Below are 22965 nucleotides of genomic sequence, written 5' to 3' on the forward strand. Positions count from 1 at the left end.
AGCGTCTCCTTTTTGCTTATAATTTAATCGCTTTCATTATAGCAAATTTTTTCAGAAAATTCTAGCGATAATTGTAAATCTTTTCAAAAAAATAGAGTTAATTCATCATCAAAAAAAGCCAAGATAAATTGGTCTTGTGTACTGACCTCAAAAAGTTAGACAAATAATTTAAGTTAAGGATTTAGTCCTGTATTGCACAGGACTAAGTCCTTTTAGTTTTACCTTAATTCGTTTGTTGTTGTAATAGTCAATATAGTTTACAATAGCTTGTTCCAATTGGTTAAGTGACTTAAATGTATTCTCGTAACCATAAAACATTTCCGATTTCAAAATGCCAAAGAAGGATTCCATCATGCCGTTGTCTGGGCTGTTTCCTTTACGTGACATGGACGGTTGAATTCCTTTATCCTCTAAAAAACGATGATAATACTGGTGTTGATACTGCCATCCTTGATCACTATGAAGAATTGTATTTGTGTAATGATTCTCAGTAAAGGCCTGGTCTAACATAGCTTTCACTTGTTCTAAATTCGGTGAAGTCGAAAGATTATAGGCGATAATTTCGCTATTAAAACCATCTAAAACTGGCGATAAATAAAGTTTTTGATTGCTTGCTGGAATGGCAAACTCGGTCACATCTGTGTAGCACTTTTCCATTGGCTTGGTTGCTTCAAATTGGCGTTGAATAAGATTATCTGCTTTCTTACCAATCTCTCCTTGGTATGAAGAATACTTCCGTTTACGACGAATACGAGCACTTAAACCAAGGACCTTCATCAGACGTTGGACCTTCTTATGATTCACTACAAAACCACGATTCCTCAATTCAAGAGTCATTCGACGATAGCCGTAATTCCCTTTATGCTCAGTAAAAATAGATTGAATTTCAACTTTAACATCATAATCCTTATCGCTTTGATCGAGCTGTTTTAAATGATAATAATAAGTTGAACGGGCAAGCTTAATAATCTTTAGAAGAATCTCTAAAGCAAACTCTGTTACCAATCCTCGGACAATTTCCGTTTTTCTTCTTGCTCTTTTTCGTCCCTCAATCGGAGTTCTCTCAACTTTTTTAGAACCGCATTCTCCGCTCTCAAGTACTCATTTTCTGCTTGAAGACGTTCTAGTTCTGTCATCTCTTCGGGTTTCTTCTTTGGCTTACGTCCCATTTTAGGTATCCTTCCTCTTGTTTTCTCAACAATAGTATACCCGTTTTTCTTATATTGTGCTATCCAATTATGCAACATTCCAACACTTGGAAGAGCATAATCTAGAGATACCTTTATTTGTGAACGACTTTCAAGCAGAACTTTATCAATGATTTCTTGTTTTAGTTCGGGAGAATAGTAACAATTCTTTCCTTTTTTGACGATTTCTATTCCATAACGATCAATCAATTTAATCATGTACTTAAGATTAGAAATGTTTATCCCAAATTGATTTGAAAGCTCTTTGAAGCTTCGCCCTTGTTTTTTATGTTCATAGATCTGAACTTTATCTTCATAAGTTAATTTCATAATAAAAACACCCCAAAAGTTAGATTTTTTTCTGTCTAACTTTTGGGGTGCAGTTCATTGGCTTGGAAGGTTATTTTAATTTTTCAAGAGATGGAACGACTGCACTGGTAATGAGTACTGTCGCAATGACTTCGATGAGAGAGTTGGTAGATACAATCAAGGCTAGGAAATGTTGAATCCCCCCTCCAAAACTGTTACCAAAGAAGAAGTAAATCCCGCTTAGAACGAAAACAGTATTGGTCAAAGAGCCGACAATTCCAGCGATCACAAGTCCTGTACGATTGCGGATCCAGCGATAGACGAAATAAGGGGTTACCCCGATGAGAATCCGAGGAACTATGGCAATGATAAGGGAGTAGAGATTCCCGTGAGGGACAAAGGGACTAAAGAGATAGCTTGCGGGTGTTATAACCAGGGTATTCATAGTGAGGCTAAAAAGTCCCATGAGGAGTCCTAAGATAGCTCCAATCCGTGGACCGTATATGATAGAGGCGATCACGACTGGAATATGAACCAAGGTTGGTTGAATTCCTGATGGAACAAATTGCAGAATGAAGGATGTCACAAAGTGAATGGTGATCATCACCGCAAAAAAGATGGCAATTCGTGAAATAGAAGATGACTTTCTCATAAACAATTCTCCTTAACAGCTTCAACAATAGTTTCTACAGTCGCTAGAGCTCCAGAACCTTTGTCCCCACAAGCAAGAATAGCATCACGAGGTTGGATCATCTGGTAACCATAGTCTTGTAAGATTTTTAGATTTCGTTGGGTAGCGGGATGTTCTAGCATTTTTGTATTCATAGCAGGGGCAAGTAATTTTTTAGTTCTTTGTGGCAAGGCTAGAGCTGTGCTAGTGACCATATTATCTGCAAGTCCCATAGCCAATTTAGCAATGGTATTGGCACTGGCTGGCGCGACAAGAAAGAGGTCAGTTTCTTTCCCAATGTCGATGTGCTCGATCCGCTGTGGATCGTCTTCCATCATAACATCTAGCCCTACTTGGTTTTTTGAAAGAACTTGCAAGGTTAAAGGGGTGATGAATTTTCTGGCTGAAGGGGTCATGAGGACCTTCACTTCAAAGCCCAATTTGGTTAGTTGGCTGGTAATATCAGCAGCTTTATAGGCGGAAATACTACCGGTAACCGCTAAAGTAATGTGTGTCATATGTTCCTTTTTATTTGATATAATGTAGGATAGCCTCTGCGATTTCTGTTTTCGTAGAAGCTTCTAGGACCTGATCGTCTGTCACTAGATAGGCTTGATGCTGACCGTTCTGAATCTTGGTCAGATCATTGGCAACGATCATGATGGCATGATTTTTAACGAGGCTTTCACGCGCTACCTGGATCAACTCTTCAGAAGAAACATCGACTAATAGCTTAAAGCCGATCAGTTGAATAGCAGGGTTCCATTCTTTGACGAGCGAGATAATCTTGGGATTTTTCTTTAGAAAGAGCACTTGGTATTCTTCTTTGGAAGAGATTTTAGCTTCCTGATTTTCGCGATGGATAAAGGTATGAAGGTCTTGAGCCTTCTCAACTTCCTCAAGGCCTGTCATGTAAACAGGTGTGTAGTCTGAAACAGCCATAGCGTGAATCAAAACCTGATGATGAGGGACTTCCGCTTTCATTTGTGCGACTAGTTCTTCGACATTCTGGATCAATAGGAGACGAAGGTGTGGGTGAGGATCGGGTTTAAGCGCGGTAGGCGTTGTGATCAAGGTTACCTGATGTCCCTTTGCAAGAGCTGCTTCTGTAAGGATTTTCCCTAGGCTCCCAGTGGAATGGTTGGTGATTGAACGAACGCTATCAATGGCTTCACTCGTCCCGCCTGATGTAATTAAAATATGCATATGCTTATTTTACACAAAAAAGATACGTAAGTAAAGTTCTGAAGCTATTCAAATAGGCTATGACAAGCCATAAAATATACATAAAAAGCGAACGTTGGATTCAAAACATGGAAAAACCATGTTATTTTCGCGAATTTTAGGTATAATAGATCTATCAAATATAAAGGAGTCCCTTATGAAAACAGATATCGAAATTGCTCAAAGCATTGAACTCCAACCGATTGTGGACGTTGTTAAGAAGATTGGTTTGGTAGACGATGATCTTGAATTGTATGGAAAATACAAGGCGAAATTGAGCTTTGATAAGATTCGTGAAGTTGAGAAAAATCCAGTAGGAAAACTTATCTTAGTCACTGCGATCAACCCAACTCCAGCTGGAGAAGGGAAATCAACCATCACCATTGGTCTAGCAGATGCTTTGAATAAAATCGGTAAAAAAACCATGATTGCCATTCGCGAACCTTCTTTAGGTCCAGTTATGGGGATTAAAGGTGGTGCTGCTGGTGGTGGTTATGCCCAAGTTCTACCGATGGAAGACATCAACCTTCATTTCACAGGGGATATGCATGCGATCACAACGGCTAATAACGCTCTCTCAGCATTGATTGATAATCATTTGCACCAAGGAAATGAGCTAGGAATTGACCAACGTCGGATTATCTGGAAACGGGTAGTGGACTTGAATGACCGCGCTCTTCGTCATGTTTCTGTCGGTCTTGGCGGTCCTTTAAATGGGATTCCGCGTGAAGACGGTTTTGATATTACGGTTGCTTCTGAGATCATGGCCATCCTTTGCTTGGCGACAGATATTGAAGATTTGAAACGTCGTTTGGCCAACATTGTAATTGGTTACCGCTATGATCGTAGTCCAGTTTATGTCCGTGATTTGGAAGTAGAAGGGGCTCTTGCCTTGATCCTTAAAGATGCGATTAAGCCAAACTTGGTTCAAACCATCTATGGAACGCCTGCCTTTGTTCACGGTGGTCCATTTGCCAATATCGCCCATGGATGTAACTCTGTGTTAGCAACGACGACAGCTCTTCATTTAGCCGACTATACGATTACAGAAGCAGGTTTTGGGGCTGACCTCGGTGCTGAAAAATTCCTCGATATTAAAACTCCAAACTTACCTACATCACCAGATGCAGTCGTAATCGTAGCGACACTCCGTGCTCTTAAGATGAACGGTGGAGTGACCAAGGATGCTTTGACTGAAGAAAATGTAGAAGCTGTTCGTGCTGGTTTTGCCAACTTAAAACGTCACGTTGAAAATATCCGTAAGTTTGGCATTCCTGCATTGGTTGCCATCAATGAATTTATCACAGATACAGAAGCAGAAATTGCTGCTTTGAAAGAATTGTGTGCTGAAATTGATGTTCCGGTTGAGCTTGCGAGTGTATGGGCGAATGGTGCGGACGGTGGAGTTGACCTTGCTGAAACCTTGGTTAAAACCATCGAAACAAGTCCAGCTAACTACACACGTCTGTACGATAACAACCTTTCTGTAGAAGAAAAAATTGAAAAGATTGTTACCGAAATTTACCGCGGTACGAAGGTGAATTTTGAGAAGAAAGCTAAGACACAAATTGCTCAAATCGTGAAAAATGGTTGGGATAAGTTGCCAATCTGTATGGCCAAAACACAATATAGTTTCTCTGATAATCCAAATGCCTTGGGAGCTCCTGAAAACTTTGAAATCACTATTCGTGAAGTGGTTCCAAAATTGGGAGCAGGCTTTATTGTCGCTTTGACGGGGGATGTGATGACCATGCCTGGTTTACCAAAACGTCCAGCTGCTTTAAATATGGATGTAGCTGCTGACGGAACAGCCATCGGTTTGTTCTAATAGCTAGATATCTAAAAACAACTTCTGTTCAAATGAGCAGAAGTTGTTTTGGTCTTGTTAATCAATCATTATTCAGTAAGGAGTTGGCACCTGATTTTTCGATAGATTATGATGAGCTGTAGGGTCATGGGAATCCAGATAAGGGGTTCGCAGAGAATGACCCCCATGTAGCCGGTGTGAGGAATAATCCACAGAACGAAGAAAATTTTTCCAAACAATTCAATAAAACTGGATGTGAGTGGGGTTAATTTTTTACCCATTCCCTGTAGGGCATTTCTCAGGATAATGAGACTCGCCAAAATAGGATAAAAGCAAGAGCTGATCTGTAGATAAAGACTGGCATTTGCAATGAGATCAGGATTTGTCGAGCCGGAAATAAAGCTGGTTAAAGACGGACTTGTGAAGAATAGAAGAGCAGCAACCAAGACAGACCAAACCCAAGAAAGAAGGTTGGCAATGGTAACGCCTTTTTTGATCCGCTGGAATTGCTCTGCGCCAAAATTCTGCGAGATAAAGGTTGTGATACTTGAGGCGATAGCTGTAATCGGTAAAACGGCAAAGGACATGATACGACGGGCTGCGACCTGTGCACTGATAATGGTTGTTCCAAGCTGATTAATAGCGGATTGGAGGATAACCGTTCCAATCGAAACGATGGAAGTCATGAGGCCCATGGCAAGGCCCTGACTTAGCAGATCCTGATAAAGCTCCTTTTCCCAAACAAAATCCTTGCGATGCGGGAGCAGAAAAGGGACCTTCTTACGAATATAGAGAAGACAAAGAAGGGCCGAAATACCCTGGGCAATAATGGTCGCAATTCCAGCGGATTGGACTCCGAGATGGAGTTGGGTAATAAAATAAAGATCGAGAAGAATATTGAGAATGGCAGCGATAATCAGGAAGTAGAGTGCCGCTAAGCTATCGCCAACCGCTCTAAGAAGTCCAGCGCAAAGATTATAGGCAAAGGTCACAGCCACACCATTGACAATAGTGGAGATATAGAGATAAGACTGAGACACAATTGCTGATGGGGTCCCTAAAAATTGGAGCAGGGGATAAAGTCCGACAGCACCAATGAAGATCACGAAGAAACTGAGAATGCAACCAATAATAGCAGTTGCGGCGACTGATTTTCGTAATTGGTCTTCGTTTTTGGCTCCATAATTTCTCGCGATAATAATCCCCATCCCATTTCCAACACCGACAGCAAATCCAACGATCAAATCAAATATGGCAGAGGTTGCTCCAACGGCGGCCAAAGATTTTTGACCTAAAAAACGCCCTACAATCATGACATCCGAGGTATTGTAGAGTTGTTGAAAGATATTGGACAAAAGAATAGGAAAGGCAAAACTCAAAAGAGCGGGTAAAATAGGACCATCTATGAGGACCACACGCTGAATTCTTTTCATAGTGTCATTATACCAACTTCAGGAACCAGCGACAAGCGTCGATAGTTGAAGGCCCTTACATTTTTTGGTATAATCAGGGCAGAAAAGGAGGCTTTTATGAGCTTAACCAGTCAATTAATCACGGAAACGTTCCCAGATCTGGACAAGGTCGAGAGGCTGAATATCGAGGCATTTCCAGAAGAAGAGCGAGTTCCTTTGTCGGAATACCTGCGTTATACGGACAATGACGATGCTAATTTTTTTGCTTTTTATAACGAAGAAGAATTTGTAGGCTTTGCTTTTTCTATCTATAATCAGAAAGTTTTTTATGTTAGCTTCTTTGCCATTATGCCCCACCTACGTAGCCATGGTTATGGTCAAGAAATCATTGAAAAATTGGTAGAATTTTACCAAAGAACCATGATTCTTGAAGTGGAACGTTTAGATGAAGAATGTGACAATCTAGAGCAACGTCAGTCTCGGATGGATTTCTATAAGCGAAATGGATTTAAAACTGCCAATGCCTTTTTAGAATACGAAGGACTGAGCTTTGAAATTCTCTATCGGGGTGATCACTTTGACGAAGAGGCTTATCGCGATATTTTCCGTAAACTGCAGGAAGAAAATTATTTCGATTTCCGAATTAAATATAGACGCTTTAGTGACCACTAGACAAGAAAGAGGCTGGGACAAAAGTCCTAGCCTCTCAATTATTTTTTGGATTGTCGAGCAAGACGCAGTGGTTGAGTGGGCTCTACTACGCTGATTTCATCAGCTTTTACAGCCCTACTCAACTGTGCGGAGGTGGGACGACGAAATCGAATTCTAACGAATTACCGATTTCTGTCCCACTCTCTTTTAGTTTAGATGTTGCATGAAGAACTCAATCAGTTTCATGATTTGTGTAAAGAACCAAGGCAGAAATAGAAGAGCTAGGAAGGTAACATGCCATTTCCAATAAAGTGAAACCAAGCCAACGGTTTCTCGAATCCAAGCGGATGGGAGATAGTAAAAAGCTGTTCTTGAACCGATACTTCGACCAGGTATTTTCAATCGTCTCATAAAGACACCTGCACGGAGCGCGTGAAAAGAATTGGTTACCACAAGGACTCTCTTGCCAAGCCCCTGTTCTTCAAGGATACGCTTGCTAAAGGTCAGGTTTTCAAAAGTAGTACGAGAGCGATTCTCGATGAGAATGGCGTCTTCTGGCACCCCATGTTCCATCAAGTATCTGGCCATAGCTTCCGCCTCTGCGATGAGCTCATCTGATCCTTGACCACCAGAAACAATCAGCTTTGGTCGTTCCTTGAACTGCTCATAAATGGCCTTTCCCTTCTCAAGACGCTGGGCCAAGAGTGGGGGAACCTTGTCTCCGATCAAACCTGAGCCAAGGATGATGATGGCGTCTGGCTCTTTGCGAACCGGAAAGAGATTGCAAAAGGTCCCATAGGATACATAAGAGAGGTAGAGAAAGGTCATGTAAAACAGGGCAAAGTCAGTCAGATAAATGAGGATGTCATTCCCTGGGAAATAGGGTAGAAAATGTAGTGCCAAAGCTCCGATAATAAACAGTCCATAAAGCAGAGAGAGGAGGTTGGCCAGTCTTTTTCCTTCAAAAAGCATCATTTGACGGCCGTTAAAAAGGAGAAAGATAGATGAGAAAATAATGCTGAGAAAAACGAGGATGGAAATCACTACAAAAACAATCATTGCAATTTGTTGATTAAACCATAGCTCAGTTCGAACGACTAGTAGAAATGCAGAAATCAGTAGAAGAAGCCCCAGGTTTATCGAAAAGAGATAAGCATTGAAAAGCCTTCTGCGATCACTCATAAAGAACAATAAAAAAATAAGAGCTGGAAATAACCAGAATAGATATAGATACATGTTTTGCACCTCGTAAAATCTTACATCCATTGTACCATAATGACTGATAGAACTAGCGGATTGTTCATGCAAATAAGTTGCTTTCTTCAAATGAATTTGATAAAGTTAAGATTATCGTTTTTTTAAGGAGATCGTATGTTACGAAAAGGTTCCCTGACAGGTTTATTACTGTTTGGTATTTTTTTTGGTGCTGGAAACCTGATTTTCCCACCGACTCTTGGTGCTTTATCGGGTAATCAATTTTGGCCAGCTATTGCTGGGTTTGTCCTTTCAGGCGTGGGAATTGCCATTGTGACCTTGATTATCGGTACACTTAATCCCAAAGGATATATTGATGAGATTTCTCGTAAGATTTCACCTGTTTTCGCGATTGTATACTTAGTTGCGCTTTATCTTTCGATTGGTCCTTTCTTTGCCATTCCAAGAACGGCGACGGTATCTTTCGAAGTGGGGATAGCCCCCTTATTAGGTGGAATGAATGCCAGTTTAGCACTTTTCATTTTTACCCTGGTCTACTTTTTGCTAGCCTTTCTGATTGCTTTGAATCCATCTAAGATTCTAGATCGGATCGGTCGTATTTTGACCCCGATCTTTGCGATTCTCATTTTGATCTTGGTCGTTCTTGGGGCTCTGAAATACAGTGGACACGCTCCAATGGTGGCCACCAAAGCCTATCAGGCTTCTGCCTTTGGGCAAGGATTTTTAGAGGGGTACAATACCTTGGATGCCTTGGCATCTGTTGCCTTTAGTGTGATCGCAGTGACTACCTTGAATCAACTTGGATTTTCAAGTAAGAAAGAATATATCAAGACCATTTGGTTGGTTGGAATTGTTGTAGCCCTTGGTTTTAGTGTGCTGTATATTGGCTTAGGATATCTGGGAAATCATTTTCCAATTCCAGCTTCTGTTATGGCATCTGATACCAATAAAGGGGTGTATGTATTATCAGAAGCGACCAAAGCGATCTTTGGTCCGACTGCTCAGATTTTCCTAGCAGGAATGGTGACGGTAACTTGCTTTACCACAACAGCTGGTTTGATCGTCTCTACCAGTGAATTCTTCCATAGCACCTTCCCTAAGGTTTCTTACAAGGTCTATGCAACTGTCTTCACTCTGATTGGTTTTGCGATTGCCAACCTTGGCTTGAATACCATTATTGCTTTCTCATTGCCAGTCTTGATGATTCTTTACCCAATCACCATTACCATTGTATTGATTGTGATAGTGAATAAATTTGTGGCTCTTTCAAAACCAGGAATGCAACTGACTATTTTCTTGGCCAGCTTGGTCTCTCTTGCAAGTGTTCTGGCAAGTACCTTTAAAATTTCACTAGTAGAAAAGGGGATTGCTTTGCTTCCATTTGCGGCTCAATCTCTTCCATGGTTAGTGCCAGTAGTCATCGGGATTCTTTTATCGCTCGTATTACCAAATAAACAAACGGCAGAAGAATAAGTTATATTAAAAACTCTAAAGGTTTGTGCTTTAGAGTTTTTCTTTTGAAACTAGTATCTAAATCCAAACTTTAGTAAAAAAACGTAGCAGAAATTTTTATTTTTTGTCAGTCAATGCTATACTGAATGTAGCATATCAATATACGGAGTGAACTATGAATCCAATCATTTTTTCATTGACAGTTTTTCTTGCGGGTATTCTGTCTTTCTTTTCTCCCTGTGTCTTTCCTTTGCTGCCGGTTTATATTGGAATCTTACTAGGAAGTGATCAGGAAAAGGCTATCCGATTGTTCGGGAAAAAAATTCGCTGGCATGGCTTGCTGAAAACCCTTTGTTTTATTGCAGGTATTTCTGTTATTTTCCTCCTCATTGGTTTTGGAGCGGGCTTGCTTGGAAAGATCATGTACACCAATTGGTTCCGTTATCTGATGGGAGCCCTTATCATTATCCTTGGTCTTCATCAAATGGAAGTTTTCCACTTTCATTTCCTTGAGAAGCAAAAAACAATGGATTTTGGAGCCAACAAACAGAAGAATGAATTGTTTTCAGCTTTTCTACTTGGTCTTGGTTTTAGTTTTGGTTGGACCCCTTGTATTGGTCCGGTATTAGGATCGGTTCTTGCTTTAGCAGCATCAGATGGGCAAGATGCTCTTATGGGAGCTATTTATCTCTTTGTTTATACCTTGGGAATGGCTCTTCCGTTTTTACTCTTGGCCTTAGCATCTAGTCTGGTCCTACCTTACTTTAATCGTCTCAAACCCCATTTGTTATTGCTGAAGAAAATCGGCGGAGCCATCATTATTCTGATGGGAATTCTCTTACTTTTGGGACAATTGAACAGTTTGTCATCTATCTTTTCATAAAATAATCCGGAGGTTTAACGCATGATGAAAGGTTTTAAATACGCTTGTTTCTCAGTCCTCTCTTTAGCTTTGCTGTCAGCTTGTTCCATGAATCAATCCAGTGAGAGTAGTATGGACAATCAGCCAACAATGAATACAACAACGAATAAGAATGCTTTGGTAGGAAAAGACGCTAGTGACTTTGAACTAAAGGATATGAAGGGGAATACGGTTAAACTTTCAGACTACAAAGGGAAGAAGGTTTATTTGAAATTTTGGGCAACCTGGTGTGGTCCTTGCCGGAAAAGTATGCCTGAATTAGAGAAATTGGTCAAGGATACGGATAGAGACTTTGAAATTTTGACCATTATGGCACCGGGACTCCAAGGTGAAAAAACAGAAGAAGAATTCGTTAAATGGTTTGATCAACAAGATTACAAGTCCGTACCGGTCTTGTACAATCCAGACGGTTCTGCATTTGCAGATTATCAGGTTCGCTCTATTCCTACAGAAGTCTTTATAGACAGTCATGGGAAAATTGGACATGTCCAATTAGGGGCTATTTCAAACGACGATGCTAAGAAGATTATCAAAGAGTTACAATAAAAAAATGAAGCACGAAGCTTCATTTTTTTATTGTTTCTTAGTTGCTTGCACCAGAAGTGGCATCGGCATCTCCGTGCCCTCCGTCACCATGTCCTCCAGCATCAGAAGCACCAGAAGTTGCATCTGCACTACCGTGTCCACCAGCAGGAGCAAATGGACCGCTTCCACCAACTAGACGTTGACCTGTTGTTTGCAGGTACCAGTCCAACCATGGTTTGAAGTTGAAGACAATCTCATTGATACCAGCGTAAGAACCATCTTCATAGTACATAGCTTGGTAGTTGTGAGTGTTAATCACGCCTTCAGGAGAACCTGGAACAATGGTCCGAACATAGTCTTGGTTACCGTTACGAAGGGTACCAATCACCCATTCTACGTTTTTCATACGTGCTGGTGGTAGGGAACCATGAACGGTTGACATCCGGCTTCCTGATTGAGGTGGCACGCGTTTGGCAAACATGGTATCAGGATCTTGATGGGCATTGTTGTAGTAGAGGAATTGGTTGTTATCATCGGCATAGGTCAATTCAAATGGCATAGCCTTTAAGAACATATCAATTTGGTTAACGGTTAGGATACCGTGGTCGAGTTTGACATAGGTATCGCCGGAAACGGCACCAGTGATTTCAGCTACTTTTTCTACCCAATCTGGATCGTCAGGATCGACTTCAGTAACAGTTGTAGCGATTGGATGATTACAATCCAAGTCTTCTGGTTCAATTGGTTTTGGTTTTTTCAATTTAGATACAACCTCAACGTATTTCATAAAATTATCCAAGCAGGTTTCAAGGAATTTGACGGTTCCCTCGTTAATGATATTGCCGTCTTCGTCAAAAGCTTCTTTGGCTTTTCCAAGAAGGAATTCATTTCCTGGAAGGGTATAAGCATTGACACCTGGGGCATCGAGGATCTTACGGAGGTGAACTTGCGCACGTGAAGTCCCTTGATCATAGTAAGAAGCACCGACGATCATAACCGGTTTGTTTTCAAATGGATGCACCTCGAAAGAGAGCCATTCAAGAACAGACTTGAGAGCAGCAGAGATCGTATGGTTGTGCTCTGGAGTGGCAATGATAACACCATCTGCACGAGTGATTTTGTTATATAAAAGACGCAATTGGAAACTTTCGTCCCATTTTTCATCTTGGTTAAACATTGGAACTTCGTCGATTTCAAGAACTTCCAATTCAAATTTGATTTTAAATTGGCGGCGAATGAATTCCAAAAGTTTACGGTTATATGATTGATCGTAGTTTGAGCCTACAAGTCCAACAAATTTCATTCTTTTCTGTCTCCTATCTTACAAGTTTTCCCAGTCAAATTCTTCAGCATCTTTGCGAAGTAATTCTTGGGCGTTGCGCAATTTGTCTGTAATTTTTACAAACACACGGAAATCATTGAAGACCGCATCTAATTTTTGAATGACATCTAAATCCACCAAGTCTCCATTTTGATCAAAGGCTTGCAATGAATGAGAGAGCAAGAATTCATCTGGCAAGACATTCGCTTTAATTTCAGGAGCATTTAAGATTTGGCGAAGTTGGAGTTGGGCGCGTGAAGATCCCAACGTACCGTATGATGCCCCAGTAATCATGACCGGTTTGTTCAACAATGGGAAGACTCCGTATGAGAGCCAAGCGAGTGCACTCATCAAGACTGCTGGAATAGAGTGGTCGTATTCTGGAGTTCCAATAATGACCCCATCAGCTTCTTCAATTTTTGCAACAATATCTAAGACAGCTTCAGGAACTTGTTTGTCGGCTGGTTTGTTAAAGACAGGGATATCTTTAATTTCGACCAATTCGATCTCAGCCTTATCAGCAAAATGTTTTTGCATGTATTGAAGCAGTTGACGGTTTGTAGAACGTTTGGAGTTAGTCCCCACAATCGCAATAAGTTTTATCATGGAAAATTCCTTTCTGATAGGAGAATTATAAATAAGATTGAAGCCCACTTGTATAGGCGATCTTGCCTGATTGAGAAACCAATAAGGTATCTATACCAGGAAGTGATTCAACAGTGTTGAGGATAGAAGCAGGAGATTCCCCGAACAAGCGGGTAGTCCATATCTCCCCGTCTACGGATCGATCAGATATGATGGTGATACTGGCTAAGTCTGTCTCGACCGGATAGCCCGTCGCGCTATCAAAGATGTGGTGAAACGACTGGCCGTCCACTTCTAAATGACGCTCGTAGATGCCAGAGGTGACAATAGATTTATCCTTGACAGAGAGGACCAGTAGGTGCTGACCTCTTTTTTCGACTGGATTTTGAATGCCAATCCGCCAAGGTTGCTGTTTGACGGGATGTTGACCGACAGTGAGGATATTTCCTCCAAGATCGATCAAGGCATCTGTTACTCCCTGGCTCTTTAAAAAAGTCGCAATGCAGTCTGCACTATAGCCCTTAGCCAAGGCACCTAAATCGATCTTCATTCCAGGACGCATAAGAAAGACCGTATGGTTTTCTGGGTCGAGCTGAATTCGGTGAGGATCGATCATGGTCAGAGCTTGATTAATTTCCCCTTGCTGGGGACGTCTAGCATCTGAAAATCCAATTCGCCAGGTCTGTACAAGAGGACCAATGGCGATGTTTAAATGGCTGTTTTGAGCTTGACTATGCAAGGTTCCTAATGCAATCAGTTCAAAAAGATCTGGATGAACTTGGACAGGAGCAATACCAGCTTGGTAATTGACCTCCATGAGTTCAGAACTTGCATCATTGGCACTGAAGCGATGTTCGTAGGAGCGAAGAAGTTCAAAGCAGCGGGCTAAGAGTTCATTCGCTTGTGGGTGACAGATCGAAACAGTGATGGTCGTTCCCATCAAACGTTCGGATCGACTACTTAGGTCCACTAAAAATCTATCCTTTCCTATTTTCACTTACTTACAGTATATCAAAAAGATATCGTTTTCACAATTATTTCAAGCATATTGTTTGACATTTTTTGAAACATGTGAAGTGGGATTTTCTTGAAAATTGAAAAAAAGATCACAAATTCTGAGCAAAATAATTGTAACCGATATCATTTTTATGATATACTAAAGAAGTAAATTAAATTAAAGGTAGGATTTATTCTATGAGTAAAATCGTTGTTGTAGGGGCTAACCATGCCGGAACAGCTTGTATCAACACTATGTTAGATAATTTCGGAAATGAAAATGAAATTGTAGTTTTTGACCAAAACTCAAACATTTCATTCCTTGGATGTGGGATGGCGCTTTGGATCGGTGAACAAATCGATGGTCCTGAAGGTCTTTTCTACTCTGACAAAGAAAAATTGGAAGCAAAAGGTGCAAAAGTCTACATGAATTCACCTGTTCTTTCAATTGACTATGACAACAAAGTGGTTACAGCGGAAGTTGATGGAAAAGAACATAAAGAATCTTACGAAAAATTGATCTTTGCGACTGGATCAACACCAATCATTCCTCCAATTAAAGGAGTTGAAATCGTACCTGGTAACCGCGAATTCAAAGCAACTCTTGAAAATCTTCAATTCGTTAAATTGTACCAAAACGCTGAAGAAGTGATCGAAAAATTGAAAGACAACAGCAAACACTTGAATCGTATCGCCGTAGTTGGTGGTGGTTACATCGGTGTTGAACTTGCTGAAGCTTTCGAACGTCTTGGTAAAGACGTTGTCTTGGTGGATATCGTGGACACTGTCTTGAACGGCTACTATGACAAAGACTTTACAGACATCATGGCGAAAAACTTGGAAGACCACAACATCCGTTTGGCTCTTGGACAAACTGTTCAAGCAGTTGAAGGAGATGGTAAGGTAGAACGTCTTGTAACCGATAAAGAAACCTTCGACGTAGATATGGTCATCTTGGCTGTTGGTTTCCGTCCAAATACAGCTCTTGCAGATGGTAAGATTGAACTCTTCCGCAACGGTGCCTTCCTTGTCGATAAAAAACAAGAAACGTCACTTCCAGGTGTCTATGCAGTTGGTGACTGTGCGACTATCTATGACAATGCACGTGGTGAAATGAGCTACATCGCTCTTGCGTCTAATGCGGTTCGTTCAGGTATTGTTGGTGCCTACAATGCGACTGGTCATGAATTAGAAGGAATCGGTGTTCAAGGTTCTAACGGTATCTCTATCTATGGCCTTCACATGGTTTCAACTGGTTTGACTCTTGAAAAAGCGAAAGCTGCAGGCTTCAATGCCACTGAAACTGGCTTCAACGACCTTCAAAAACCTGAATTTATCAAACACGATAACTATGAGGTTGGTATCAAGATCGTCTACGATAAAGACACTCGTCAAATCCTTGGAGCTCAAATGGTATCACGTGATAGCGCTATCTCAATGGCTATTCACATGTTCTCACTTGCGATTCAAGAACACGTGACGATTGATAAGTTGGCTTTGACGGACTTGTTCTTCTTGCCACACTTCAACAAACCTTACAACTACATCACAATGGCAGCTTTAACTGCTGAATAATAGCTAAAGTTCTATTAAAAACTTTCCTTAGGTGAGTACGGACGTCAGCGAACTTCTACGAAGTTCCATGACTAATTATTGAGCCTAAGGTCTCAATAATTCCGAGTGCCTGAAACTGTATTGTTTCAGGCACTTTTCTCACAGCGGAAAGTTTTGACTTTTCTTTATTCATTCCATAATAATAGAACATATTTATATTTCTTTGTAGAATTTCTTAACTTAATTTACTTGATAAAATGGTTTGTCTACATTCTAAACAAAACTAACAAGGGTGGTTTTGTTTTTTTCTGTCTTTCCATGTATTCAGAGGCAGTGAAATAAGGTATAATGAATAGGATAAGAGTTTGAAGGAGTTAGGGAATGTCTGCTAAAGAAGAAGCCTTAAAAAAGGAATTTCATTTTGCCTCTAGTTCAATTGTGGCCCATATTGTCAGAGGTGTTCTGGTTGGGATCGTTGTGGGCTGCATCGTCTCAAGTTTTCGTTTTTTGATCGAACATATTTTTCATTTTGTTCAAGGCGTTTACAAGGAGATGTCTGGTCAACCACTTTATTTGCTGGCGATGCTGTTGGGGTATGGGGTGATCGTACTGATTTCTGGTCGCCTCATTCGCACCAATCGGGATATCAAGGGATCGGGAATTCCGCAAGTCGAAGCAGAGCTCAAGGGTCTTTTGGCGGTGAGCTGGTGGGATACCTTGTGGAAGAAGTATATTTTAGGTGTCTTGGCCATCGGAAGTGGCTTGATGCTTGGTCGTGAAGGTCCTAGTATTCAATTAGGGGCTATGGGTGGAAAAGGAGTAGCCCATCATTTGAAGGTCAGCCCGGTTGAAGAGCGGTCTTTGATTGCAAGTGGAGCTGCTGCTGGCCTTGCGGCCGCCTTTAATGCACCGATAGCAGGGCTTTTATTTGTGGTTGAAGAGGTCTATCATCATTTTTCTCGATTCTTTTGGATTTCGACCTTGGCCGCTAGTCTGACTGCTAATTTTATTTCACTCAATGTCTTTGGTCAAACACCCGTACTTCATATGCCGCAAAATATTCCGCCGCTCCATTTGTCTCAGTACTGGATTTACCTTTTTCTTGGAGTCTTTTTGGGGGCAGCAGGTTATGTCTATGAAGTAGTGGTTCTGAATATCGGTCGATTGTATCGTTTACTTGAGAAGATTTTTCATGTTCCCTCTCATTACTCTTCCTTATTTGCCTTTGTCTCGATTATTCCAATCGGCTATTTCCTTCCACAAATTCTTGGTGGCGGGAACCAATTGGTTTTGGATTTGGCTCGAGTACCGTATCCAGTTCTATCGATCCTTCTCTATTTTACGATCCGGTTTATCTGGAGTATGTTGAGCTATGGTAGTGGTCTACCTGGCGGAATTTTCTTGCCCATTCTAGCTTTAGGATCTCTTTTAGGCGCGATCGTTGGAACTTTCCTCCAAAACATTGGCTTTATCTCTCAAAATCAATTACCTCTCTTCATTATTTTAGGAATGAGTGGGTATTTTGGGGCTATTTCGAAAGCTCCTTTAACCGCTATGATTTTGGTAACAGAGATGGTCGGTGATATTCGTAGTTTAATGCCACTGGGTATGGTCACCTTGCTGGCTTACATGATCATGGATCTCTTCCATGGAGCACCAGTCTATGAAGCCATGCTGGAGCAACTCTTACCTGATAAGGCGCAAGAAGAAGGAGAGTTGACCTTGATTGAGATTCCTGTATCCGAAAAGATTGCAGGGAAACAAGTTCATGAACTCGAACTCCCTCAAGATATTTTGATTACTACGCAAATGCGAAGTGGTAAGAGCTATACGGTCAATGGTGCGACCCGCTTGTATCTAGGTGATAGCATCTTTGTGGTGGTGAAAGAATCTGAAATTGGACGAGTCAAGGATATTCTTTTGTAAAAGACAGTTTCTTAGAAAAGTCTTTCTATTATTAAATTTTCAGACAATTGTTGAAAAATGAGAAAACTTCTGGTAAAATAAGTCCAAGAACAAAAGAGGAGAAGTCTTTCATGAAAAAATATAGTCTACTCTTATTGAGTGTTGCTCTTTTAGCAGGGTGTGCAAATTCTAGTAGCAAACAGTCGAGTCAAAAGACGCAAACCAGCTCAACGGTGCAGTTGTCAAAGGCTGACCAGAAGACCTTGGACAATGCGACAGCTGAATACAAAGACTTTGTCGAAATGCAAATCGACCAATTGCTCAAGGATACAGAAGGATTCCGAGCTACGCTAAAGGCGGGAAATTTGGAAGAAGCTAAAAAGCAATATCCCTTGATCCGCATGGCCTATGAACGGTCTGAACCGATTGCTGAAACCTTCGGAGAATCGGATGTCAAGATCGACTACCGCTTGGTGGATTATGTGGATGAAAATAAATCAGAAGATGGCTGGTCAGGTTTCCACCGGATTGAGCGTATCCTTTGGGAAAACAATACTACAGATGGAACAGACAAATATGCTGACCAACTGGTGAACGATATAAAGGAGTTGAAAGCTAAAATTGCTACAGTAGAAGTCACACCGGATATCATGTTGACTGGAGCTGTCGATTTGCTCAATGAAGTGGCAACGCAAAAGATTACAGGTGAAGAAGAAGTCTTCTCTCATACAGATCTTTACGACTTTCGTGCCAATATTGAAGGGGCTGAAAAGATCTTCTCTCTCTTTAAACCTTTGATTGAGAAAAAAGATGCCAAATTGGTTAAAACCTTGGAAGCAGAATTTAAGAATGTGAATGCTTTATTGGACAAACACATGACAGATGATTCAAACTATAAGTCTTACACAGATTTATCCAAGGAAGATACCAAGGAATTGGCAGAAGCTGTGACCAAACTTGGTGAACCTTTGTCTCAAATGGGTGTGATTTTAGATGGGAAATAAGAAAAATGGCTGACGAAAAATTTTTAGATAAAAAAATGGACCGTCGTGAATTTCTTAAAAAAGCAGGTATCGGAGGGGCTGGTCTAGCGCTGGGTCTCTCTGGTGCATCTGCTTTTTTCGCTAATCAAGACAGTTCCATTAAAAAAGCTTATGATGGGGATGAAGACATCTCCTTTTATGGCAAGCACCAAGCCGGGATTACGACGGCCATGCAGAAGACTTGCTACTTGGTGGTGCTGGATCTTCACACGACGGATAAAAAAGAAGTCATCCAGCTTTTTAAAGACTGGACCGACTATAGTAGTAAATTAGTCGAAGGAGAATTGGTCAAAAAAGATGGTTCCAATGCCCTCTTGCCACCAACAGATACAGGTGAAACAGTGGGACTCAACCCCTATCGCTTGAGCCTGACGTTTGGGGTTTCAGCTTCCTTTCTAAAGAAACTGGGCTTGGAGTCCAAACGTCCCAAGCTCTTTCGTGATTTGCCTCCATTTCCAAAGGAGCAGTTGCAGGACAAATACACTGGTGGCGATATCGTCATTCAGGCCTGTGCCGACGATGAGCAAGTAGCCTTTCATGCGGTCCGAAATCTCATCCGCAAAGGTCGCAATACCATCACCATGAAGTGGAGCAAATCAGGATTTGCAGCTATTGGTGACCGAAAAGAAACGCCCCGCAACCTCTTTGGTTTCAAGGATGGAACAGCAAATGTCACGACGGAGAAGGATTTTGACAAGGTCGTCTGGACTGATAGCAAGGATTGGATGAAGGGTGGTTCCTATATGGCTCTTCGCCTAGTGCAAATGCACTTGGAAACTTGGGACCGAACCAATTTGCAGGAGCAGGAAAATACCTTTGGTCGCTACAAGGAATCCGGTGCTCCCTTTGGTAAAACCAACGAATTTGATGAAGTAGATTTATCTAAACTACCAGTTGATTCACATGTTCGTTTGGCCAAAGAAGTGGATCGACCGATTTTACGGCGTTCTTATTCTTATTCGGATGGCATCAATGAACAGACTGGGCAATTTGATGCTGGCTTGATCTTTATCGCCTTTCAAAAAGATCCAAACAGTTTTGTTAAAATCCAAACCAATCTAGGTGCAGAGGATAAAATGAACGAGTACATCACCCATATCGGAAGTGGACTCTTTGCTTGCTTTGCAGGTGTTGAGAAAGGAGGCTACCTTGGTCAAGCACTCTTTGAATAAACTTTTGATCTTGTTAGGCCTTCTTGCCTTGTTCTGGACTCATCCAGTGGCTGCGGAATCTTATAGCGATCTCTTTATCAAGATCACAGATGCAACAACCGCTGTAGAAAATAAGAACCAGGATAAGGCCAAGGAATTGATCGCTGAGATTCAGGATGATTTTGAATCCAAAGATCACCATGATTCCAAGGCAGGAAAAAAAGTTAGCCAAGCTCTAGCTATAAAAGGGGAGGTAACCAAAGAGGATCTCACCAAGATCTCATCAGCCCTGCTAGCTTTTGAAAAAGAACAAAATCCGGTCGATTTAGAGGCGGAAAAAGACAAACTCGTGAGTCGCCTCGCTCCTTACTTTAAGAACCTACAAGATGCCATTACAGCTAAGGATCTGGATAAAACCCGTCAAACCTATGCAGATCTCAATAATACCTGGACACGAAACGAAGCAGTGGTAAGGGATCATAGCACAGCCTACTATGGCAAAATCGAGACGGCCATTTCGCTCTTACGTAGTAGCATTGAAACAGAGCCTACTGACTTCACCAGCATCCAGTCCTCCTATGATGACCTCAAAAATGGGATTGATGCCTTTGTAAAAGGAGAAGCGATTAGCAGTGCTAGTCCGGATTTGACACTGAAAGATGGGATCAAGCTTTTGGAGAAGGCGCAAAGCCAATTCCAATCTGGCGACGATAAATCTGCTGCAGCAACTATGAAGCAGTTCATCACCATCTGGCCAACCATTGAGGGGGATGTCAGCACGACCAATCCAAGCCTCTACACGCGCGTAGAGAGTGAATCCCCGGTCATTATGGTTAAGGGGAAAGAAAAGACCTATCAAGAGAAATTACAAGCCTTGATCAGGGACCTTTCTGCGATCGATACGACAGCTTCTTACAACGCTTTTGATGCTATGTTGATTCTTCTACGTGAAGGAGTAGAAGCGCTTCTGATCGTCATGGCCCTTGTGACGACCCTTAAGGCCGCTAAGATGAGGAAAGGCCTCAAATGGGTCTACGGTGGAGCTGCTGCGGGGGTTCTTGCCAGCGCAGCGATCGCTCTTGTTCTGCAAGTCGCTTTTCCAGCCGTTACTTCGGGCTCTAACCGGGAAATTATTGAAGGTGGCGTTGGGATTTTCGCTGTGGTCATGATGATCCTCATCGGAATTTGGCTCCACAGCAAGTCCTCTGTCAAACAGTGGAATGCCTTCATGGACCGTCAGATGAAGACGGTAACGGCTACAGGAAGTTTTGTCTCTATGTTTGCCCTCAGTTTCTTAGCAGTCTTTCGTGAAGGGGCTGAGACTATTCTCTTCTATGTTGGAATCATTCCACGGATTACAACCACGAATTTCTTATTAGGAATCGGGCTTGCCATAGCTGTTCTCATCCTTATTGCAGTGGCCATGACCAAGGCCAGTCAAGCCATCCAACCTCATCGAATCTTTTTCATTCTGACGTGGTTAATCTACGCCTTGGCCTTCAAGATGCTCGGTGTTAGCATCCATGCCCTTCAGTTGACCAATATCCTACCGAGTCATTTGGTCAATGGATTTCCTACCATTGATTGGGCAGGGATCTATCCAAGCTGGGAAGTTCTTCTTCCCCAACTACTCTTTGTGGCCCTGATCGCCCTTATCACGGTGAGACAACATGGCAAAGAGTAGAGCAGATAAAATGACCATTGTCGAGCACTTGGTCGAATTTCGAAAACGATTGATCGCAGTGGTCTTGTGTTATATTATCGTCTTCATCGTAGCCTTTGTATTTGGAGGAGAACTCTACCAGATCTTGACCGCTAGCCTCCATCAAAAACTGCTGGTACTGGGTCCAAATGATATCCTCTGGATCTATGTATCGCTGGCCAATCTCTCAGCTTTTAGTCTGACACTGCCCTTTATTGTCTACCAGATTTGGCAATTTGTGAGACCGGCTTTAAGGGAGAAGGAGGCGCGTGCAGTCTTTGCCTACATTCCAGCTAGCTTTATTTGCTTTGTGCTTGGGCTGGCGTTTGGTTATTTCTTTGTCAGCCCAGCTATTTTAGAGGTCTTGATGCGCTTGGGAGAAGGGCTGTTTGATACCCAATTGACGGCACAAAATTATTTAACCTTCTTATGGCACACCACCTTGCCTTTAGGGGTCTTGTTCGAGTTACCAGTTTTGGTCGCTTTTCTGACCTCGATTGGGCTCTTGACACCACAGTTTTTAATAACCTACCGACGTTACGCTTACTTTGTCCTGCTGGTCTTGGCCGTCGTGCTAACCCCTGCAGACTTTATCAGTGACTTGGCCATGACACTCCCTTTGATCCTCTTATTTGAAGTCAGTGTCGCCATCAGTAAAGTCATCTATTCAAGAAAAAGGAGAAACTAATGGGAATTTTACGTGATATTGGAGCACCAGGTTTGATCATCATCATCCTGGGCGCCCTCTTGATTTTTGGACCAAAACGCCTGCCTGAGTTGGGCCAGTCTATCGGCAAAATGTTTGCTGAATTTAAGACAGCTGTCAATAAAGGCAGTGAAGAAGCAGATCAAGACGCCAAAGAAGCTAAAGAAGAAAAAGAATAATCAGACAATTTTCAAAATTCTATTGAGTTCGATTGCATAAAAAGGTATAATAAGACAAGTACTTGCAATCGACGAAGGAGGAAACCATGATTATTACGATTTTGTCACTCATTTTCTATTTTAGCTATATCGGATTCTTATGCTGGTTGGTCGTAAAAATTGTCGAAAAATTGTTCAATTTCTTGTTGAACCGTTAATGAAGAAACAATCCATTTCACCCCGAGTGAGTGGATTTTTTGTGTCCAATTCAGTTAGAAAGATTCAAACAAAGAGGTTTTAACGGTCTCAGATTGAAGATAAAGTCATATAAAAAACTTTCCTTAAGTGAGTACGGACGTCAGCGAACTTATTAGAAGTTCCATGACTAAATCAAAATACAAAGGGCGTCTGCGGATAAAGTCAAAAGAGGAAATTAGAAAGCAAGTGAAACAACACAACAAAACCATCGT

21 protein-coding genes are annotated in these 22965 nt (G+C 41.6%); 12 read left to right on the forward strand and 9 right to left on the reverse strand.

The annotated features are described in order from the left end of the window. Positions 1–168 precede the first annotated feature (168 nt). From HMPREF1195_RS10620 to HMPREF1195_RS02425, 4 genes are all read right to left on the reverse strand, one after another. Positions 169–1517, reverse strand: a protein-coding gene (locus HMPREF1195_RS10620; protein WP_118398572.1) for an IS3 family transposase whose coding sequence is annotated in 2 segments (ribosomal slippage) — positions 169–1076 and positions 1076–1517 — 1350 coding nt in all. Because the reading frame shifts where the segments join, the coding sequence is not laid out codon by codon here. Positions 1518–1587: 70 nt separating this feature from the next. Continuing rightward, the gene (locus tag HMPREF1195_RS02415; RefSeq protein ID WP_023918056.1) at positions 1588–2148 is read right to left on the reverse strand and encodes an ECF transporter S component; all 561 of its coding nucleotides are present in this window, start codon (positions 2146–2148) and stop codon (positions 1588–1590) included. Next, positions 2145–2684: a phosphopantothenoylcysteine decarboxylase gene (coaC, locus tag HMPREF1195_RS02420; protein ID WP_023918058.1), complete on the reverse strand. Its 540-nt coding sequence runs from the start codon at positions 2682–2684 to the stop codon at positions 2145–2147. Before coaC ends, HMPREF1195_RS02415 begins: the two co-directional genes overlap by 4 nt. 10 nt (positions 2685–2694) lie before the next feature. Continuing rightward, entirely contained in the window at positions 2695–3372 is a 678-nt protein-coding gene (locus tag HMPREF1195_RS02425; protein ID WP_023918059.1) for a phosphopantothenate--cysteine ligase, read from the reverse strand. A 175-nt stretch (positions 3373–3547) separates the two neighbouring features. On the opposite strand from HMPREF1195_RS02425, the gene HMPREF1195_RS02430 reads away from it, so the two are divergent. Further along, positions 3548–5218, forward strand: coding sequence for a formate--tetrahydrofolate ligase (locus HMPREF1195_RS02430; RefSeq protein ID WP_023918061.1), 1671 nt, complete (start codon positions 3548–3550; stop codon positions 5216–5218). Between the two features lie 68 nt (positions 5219–5286). On the opposite strand, the gene HMPREF1195_RS02435 is transcribed toward HMPREF1195_RS02430, so the two are convergent. Next, a complete protein-coding gene (locus HMPREF1195_RS02435) occupies positions 5287–6630 on the reverse strand; it encodes an MATE family efflux transporter (protein WP_023918063.1) in 1344 nt (447 codons plus the stop codon). 96 nt (positions 6631–6726) lie between these two features. On the opposite strand from HMPREF1195_RS02435, the gene HMPREF1195_RS02440 reads away from it, so the two are divergent. Next, on the forward strand, positions 6727–7281 hold the full coding sequence (locus HMPREF1195_RS02440; protein WP_003011957.1) for a GNAT family N-acetyltransferase: 555 nt from the start codon (positions 6727–6729) through the stop codon (positions 7279–7281). A 186-nt stretch (positions 7282–7467) separates the two neighbouring features. Here HMPREF1195_RS02440 and HMPREF1195_RS02445 read toward each other — a convergent pair whose 3' ends face one another. Then, entirely contained in the window at positions 7468–8496 is a 1029-nt protein-coding gene (locus HMPREF1195_RS02445) for a YdcF family protein (protein WP_023918064.1), read from the reverse strand. 135 nt (positions 8497–8631) lie between these two features. On the opposite strand from HMPREF1195_RS02445, the gene brnQ reads away from it, so the two are divergent. The 3 genes from brnQ (at position 8632) to HMPREF1195_RS02460 (ending at position 11395) form a co-directional block, all read left to right on the forward strand. After that, positions 8632–9948: a branched-chain amino acid transport system II carrier protein gene (brnQ, locus tag HMPREF1195_RS02450; RefSeq protein WP_023918066.1), complete on the forward strand. Its 1317-nt coding sequence runs from the start codon at positions 8632–8634 to the stop codon at positions 9946–9948. A gap of 154 nt (positions 9949–10102) precedes the next feature. After that, entirely contained in the window at positions 10103–10810 is a 708-nt protein-coding gene (ccdA2, locus tag HMPREF1195_RS02455; protein ID WP_023918067.1) for a thiol-disulfide oxidoreductase-associated membrane protein CcdA2, read from the forward strand. 24 nt (positions 10811–10834) lie between these two features. Continuing rightward, positions 10835–11395, forward strand: coding sequence for a TlpA family protein disulfide reductase (locus tag HMPREF1195_RS02460; protein WP_037599449.1), 561 nt, complete (start codon positions 10835–10837; stop codon positions 11393–11395). 37 nt (positions 11396–11432) lie between these two features. Here HMPREF1195_RS02460 and HMPREF1195_RS02465 read toward each other — a convergent pair whose 3' ends face one another. From HMPREF1195_RS02465 to HMPREF1195_RS02475, 3 genes are read right to left on the reverse strand one after another with little or no spacing between them, the layout of a single operon-like run. Beyond that, the gene (locus HMPREF1195_RS02465; RefSeq protein ID WP_023918071.1) at positions 11433–12677 is read right to left on the reverse strand and encodes an NAD(P)H-dependent oxidoreductase; all 1245 of its coding nucleotides are present in this window, start codon (positions 12675–12677) and stop codon (positions 11433–11435) included. 18 nt (positions 12678–12695) lie between these two features. Beyond that, complete coding sequence (locus tag HMPREF1195_RS02470; protein WP_023918073.1) at positions 12696–13301, reverse strand: NADPH-dependent FMN reductase; 606 nt, start codon at positions 13299–13301, stop codon at positions 12696–12698. A gap of 25 nt (positions 13302–13326) precedes the next feature. Continuing rightward, entirely contained in the window at positions 13327–14250 is a 924-nt protein-coding gene (locus tag HMPREF1195_RS02475; RefSeq protein WP_023918075.1) for an FAD:protein FMN transferase, read from the reverse strand. Positions 14251–14474: 224 nt separating this feature from the next. On the opposite strand from HMPREF1195_RS02475, the gene nox reads away from it, so the two are divergent. The 7 genes from nox (at position 14475) to HMPREF1195_RS02510 (ending at position 22516) form a co-directional block, all read left to right on the forward strand. Then, the gene (gene nox, locus HMPREF1195_RS02480; protein WP_023918076.1) at positions 14475–15851 is read left to right on the forward strand and encodes a H2O-forming NADH oxidase; all 1377 of its coding nucleotides are present in this window, start codon (positions 14475–14477) and stop codon (positions 15849–15851) included. Between the two features lie 360 nt (positions 15852–16211). Next, positions 16212–17756, forward strand: coding sequence for a ClC family H(+)/Cl(-) exchange transporter (locus HMPREF1195_RS02485; protein ID WP_023918077.1), 1545 nt, complete (start codon positions 16212–16214; stop codon positions 17754–17756). Positions 17757–17866: 110 nt separating this feature from the next. Further along, positions 17867–18739, forward strand: a complete 873-nt coding sequence (gene efeO, locus HMPREF1195_RS02490; RefSeq protein WP_023918079.1) for an iron uptake system protein EfeO — start codon at positions 17867–17869, stop codon at positions 18737–18739. 5 nt (positions 18740–18744) lie between these two features. Beyond that, positions 18745–19950: an iron uptake transporter deferrochelatase/peroxidase subunit gene (gene efeB / locus HMPREF1195_RS02495; protein WP_023918081.1), complete on the forward strand. Its 1206-nt coding sequence runs from the start codon at positions 18745–18747 to the stop codon at positions 19948–19950. Continuing rightward, complete coding sequence (locus HMPREF1195_RS02500) at positions 19928–21613, forward strand: FTR1 family iron permease (RefSeq protein ID WP_023918083.1); 1686 nt, start codon at positions 19928–19930, stop codon at positions 21611–21613. Before efeB ends, HMPREF1195_RS02500 begins: the two co-directional genes overlap by 23 nt. Continuing rightward, a complete protein-coding gene (tatC, locus tag HMPREF1195_RS02505; protein ID WP_024056040.1) occupies positions 21600–22319 on the forward strand; it encodes a twin-arginine translocase subunit TatC in 720 nt (239 codons plus the stop codon). The genes HMPREF1195_RS02500 and tatC overlap by 14 nt, the downstream gene beginning before the upstream one ends. Then, complete coding sequence (locus HMPREF1195_RS02510; protein WP_023918087.1) at positions 22319–22516, forward strand: Sec-independent protein translocase subunit TatA/TatB; 198 nt, start codon at positions 22319–22321, stop codon at positions 22514–22516. The genes tatC and HMPREF1195_RS02510 overlap by 1 nt, the downstream gene beginning before the upstream one ends. The last annotated feature ends 449 nt before the right edge of the window (positions 22517–22965 follow it).

The organism is Streptococcus parasanguinis CC87K (assembly GCF_000507765.1).
Classification (GTDB): Bacteria; Bacillota; Bacilli; order Lactobacillales; family Streptococcaceae; genus Streptococcus; species Streptococcus parasanguinis_J.

What these genes read in the sequence shown, in the direction of transcription:
- ccdA2 (WP_023918067.1), top strand. Translation starts at nt 10,103, where the DNA reads ATGAATCCAATCATTTTTTCATTGACAGTTTTTCTTGCGGGTATTCTG.
- HMPREF1195_RS02430 (WP_023918061.1), top strand. Translation starts at nt 3,548, where the DNA reads ATGAAAACAGATATCGAAATTGCTCAAAGCATTGAACTCCAACCGATT.
- HMPREF1195_RS02470 (WP_023918073.1), bottom strand. Translation starts at nt 13,301, where the DNA reads ATGATAAAACTTATTGCGATTGTGGGGACTAACTCCAAACGTTCTACA.
- coaC (WP_023918058.1), bottom strand. Translation starts at nt 2,684, where the DNA reads ATGACACACATTACTTTAGCGGTTACCGGTAGTATTTCCGCCTATAAA.
- HMPREF1195_RS02440 (WP_003011957.1), top strand. Translation starts at nt 6,727, where the DNA reads ATGAGCTTAACCAGTCAATTAATCACGGAAACGTTCCCAGATCTGGAC.
- brnQ (WP_023918066.1), top strand. Translation starts at nt 8,632, where the DNA reads ATGTTACGAAAAGGTTCCCTGACAGGTTTATTACTGTTTGGTATTTTT.
- efeB (WP_023918081.1), top strand. Translation starts at nt 18,745, where the DNA reads ATGGCTGACGAAAAATTTTTAGATAAAAAAATGGACCGTCGTGAATTT.
- HMPREF1195_RS02425 (WP_023918059.1), bottom strand. Translation starts at nt 3,372, where the DNA reads ATGCATATTTTAATTACATCAGGCGGGACGAGTGAAGCCATTGATAGC.
- tatC (WP_024056040.1), top strand. Translation starts at nt 21,600, where the DNA reads ATGGCAAAGAGTAGAGCAGATAAAATGACCATTGTCGAGCACTTGGTC.
- HMPREF1195_RS02415 (WP_023918056.1), bottom strand. Translation starts at nt 2,148, where the DNA reads ATGAGAAAGTCATCTTCTATTTCACGAATTGCCATCTTTTTTGCGGTG.
- nox (WP_023918076.1), top strand. Translation starts at nt 14,475, where the DNA reads ATGAGTAAAATCGTTGTTGTAGGGGCTAACCATGCCGGAACAGCTTGT.
- HMPREF1195_RS02460 (WP_037599449.1), top strand. Translation starts at nt 10,835, where the DNA reads ATGAAAGGTTTTAAATACGCTTGTTTCTCAGTCCTCTCTTTAGCTTTG.
- efeO (WP_023918079.1), top strand. Translation starts at nt 17,867, where the DNA reads ATGAAAAAATATAGTCTACTCTTATTGAGTGTTGCTCTTTTAGCAGGG.
- HMPREF1195_RS02435 (WP_023918063.1), bottom strand. Translation starts at nt 6,630, where the DNA reads ATGAAAAGAATTCAGCGTGTGGTCCTCATAGATGGTCCTATTTTACCC.
- HMPREF1195_RS02445 (WP_023918064.1), bottom strand. Translation starts at nt 8,496, where the DNA reads ATGTATCTATATCTATTCTGGTTATTTCCAGCTCTTATTTTTTTATTG.
- HMPREF1195_RS02510 (WP_023918087.1), top strand. Translation starts at nt 22,319, where the DNA reads ATGGGAATTTTACGTGATATTGGAGCACCAGGTTTGATCATCATCATC.
- HMPREF1195_RS02485 (WP_023918077.1), top strand. Translation starts at nt 16,212, where the DNA reads ATGTCTGCTAAAGAAGAAGCCTTAAAAAAGGAATTTCATTTTGCCTCT.
- HMPREF1195_RS02465 (WP_023918071.1), bottom strand. Translation starts at nt 12,677, where the DNA reads ATGAAATTTGTTGGACTTGTAGGCTCAAACTACGATCAATCATATAAC.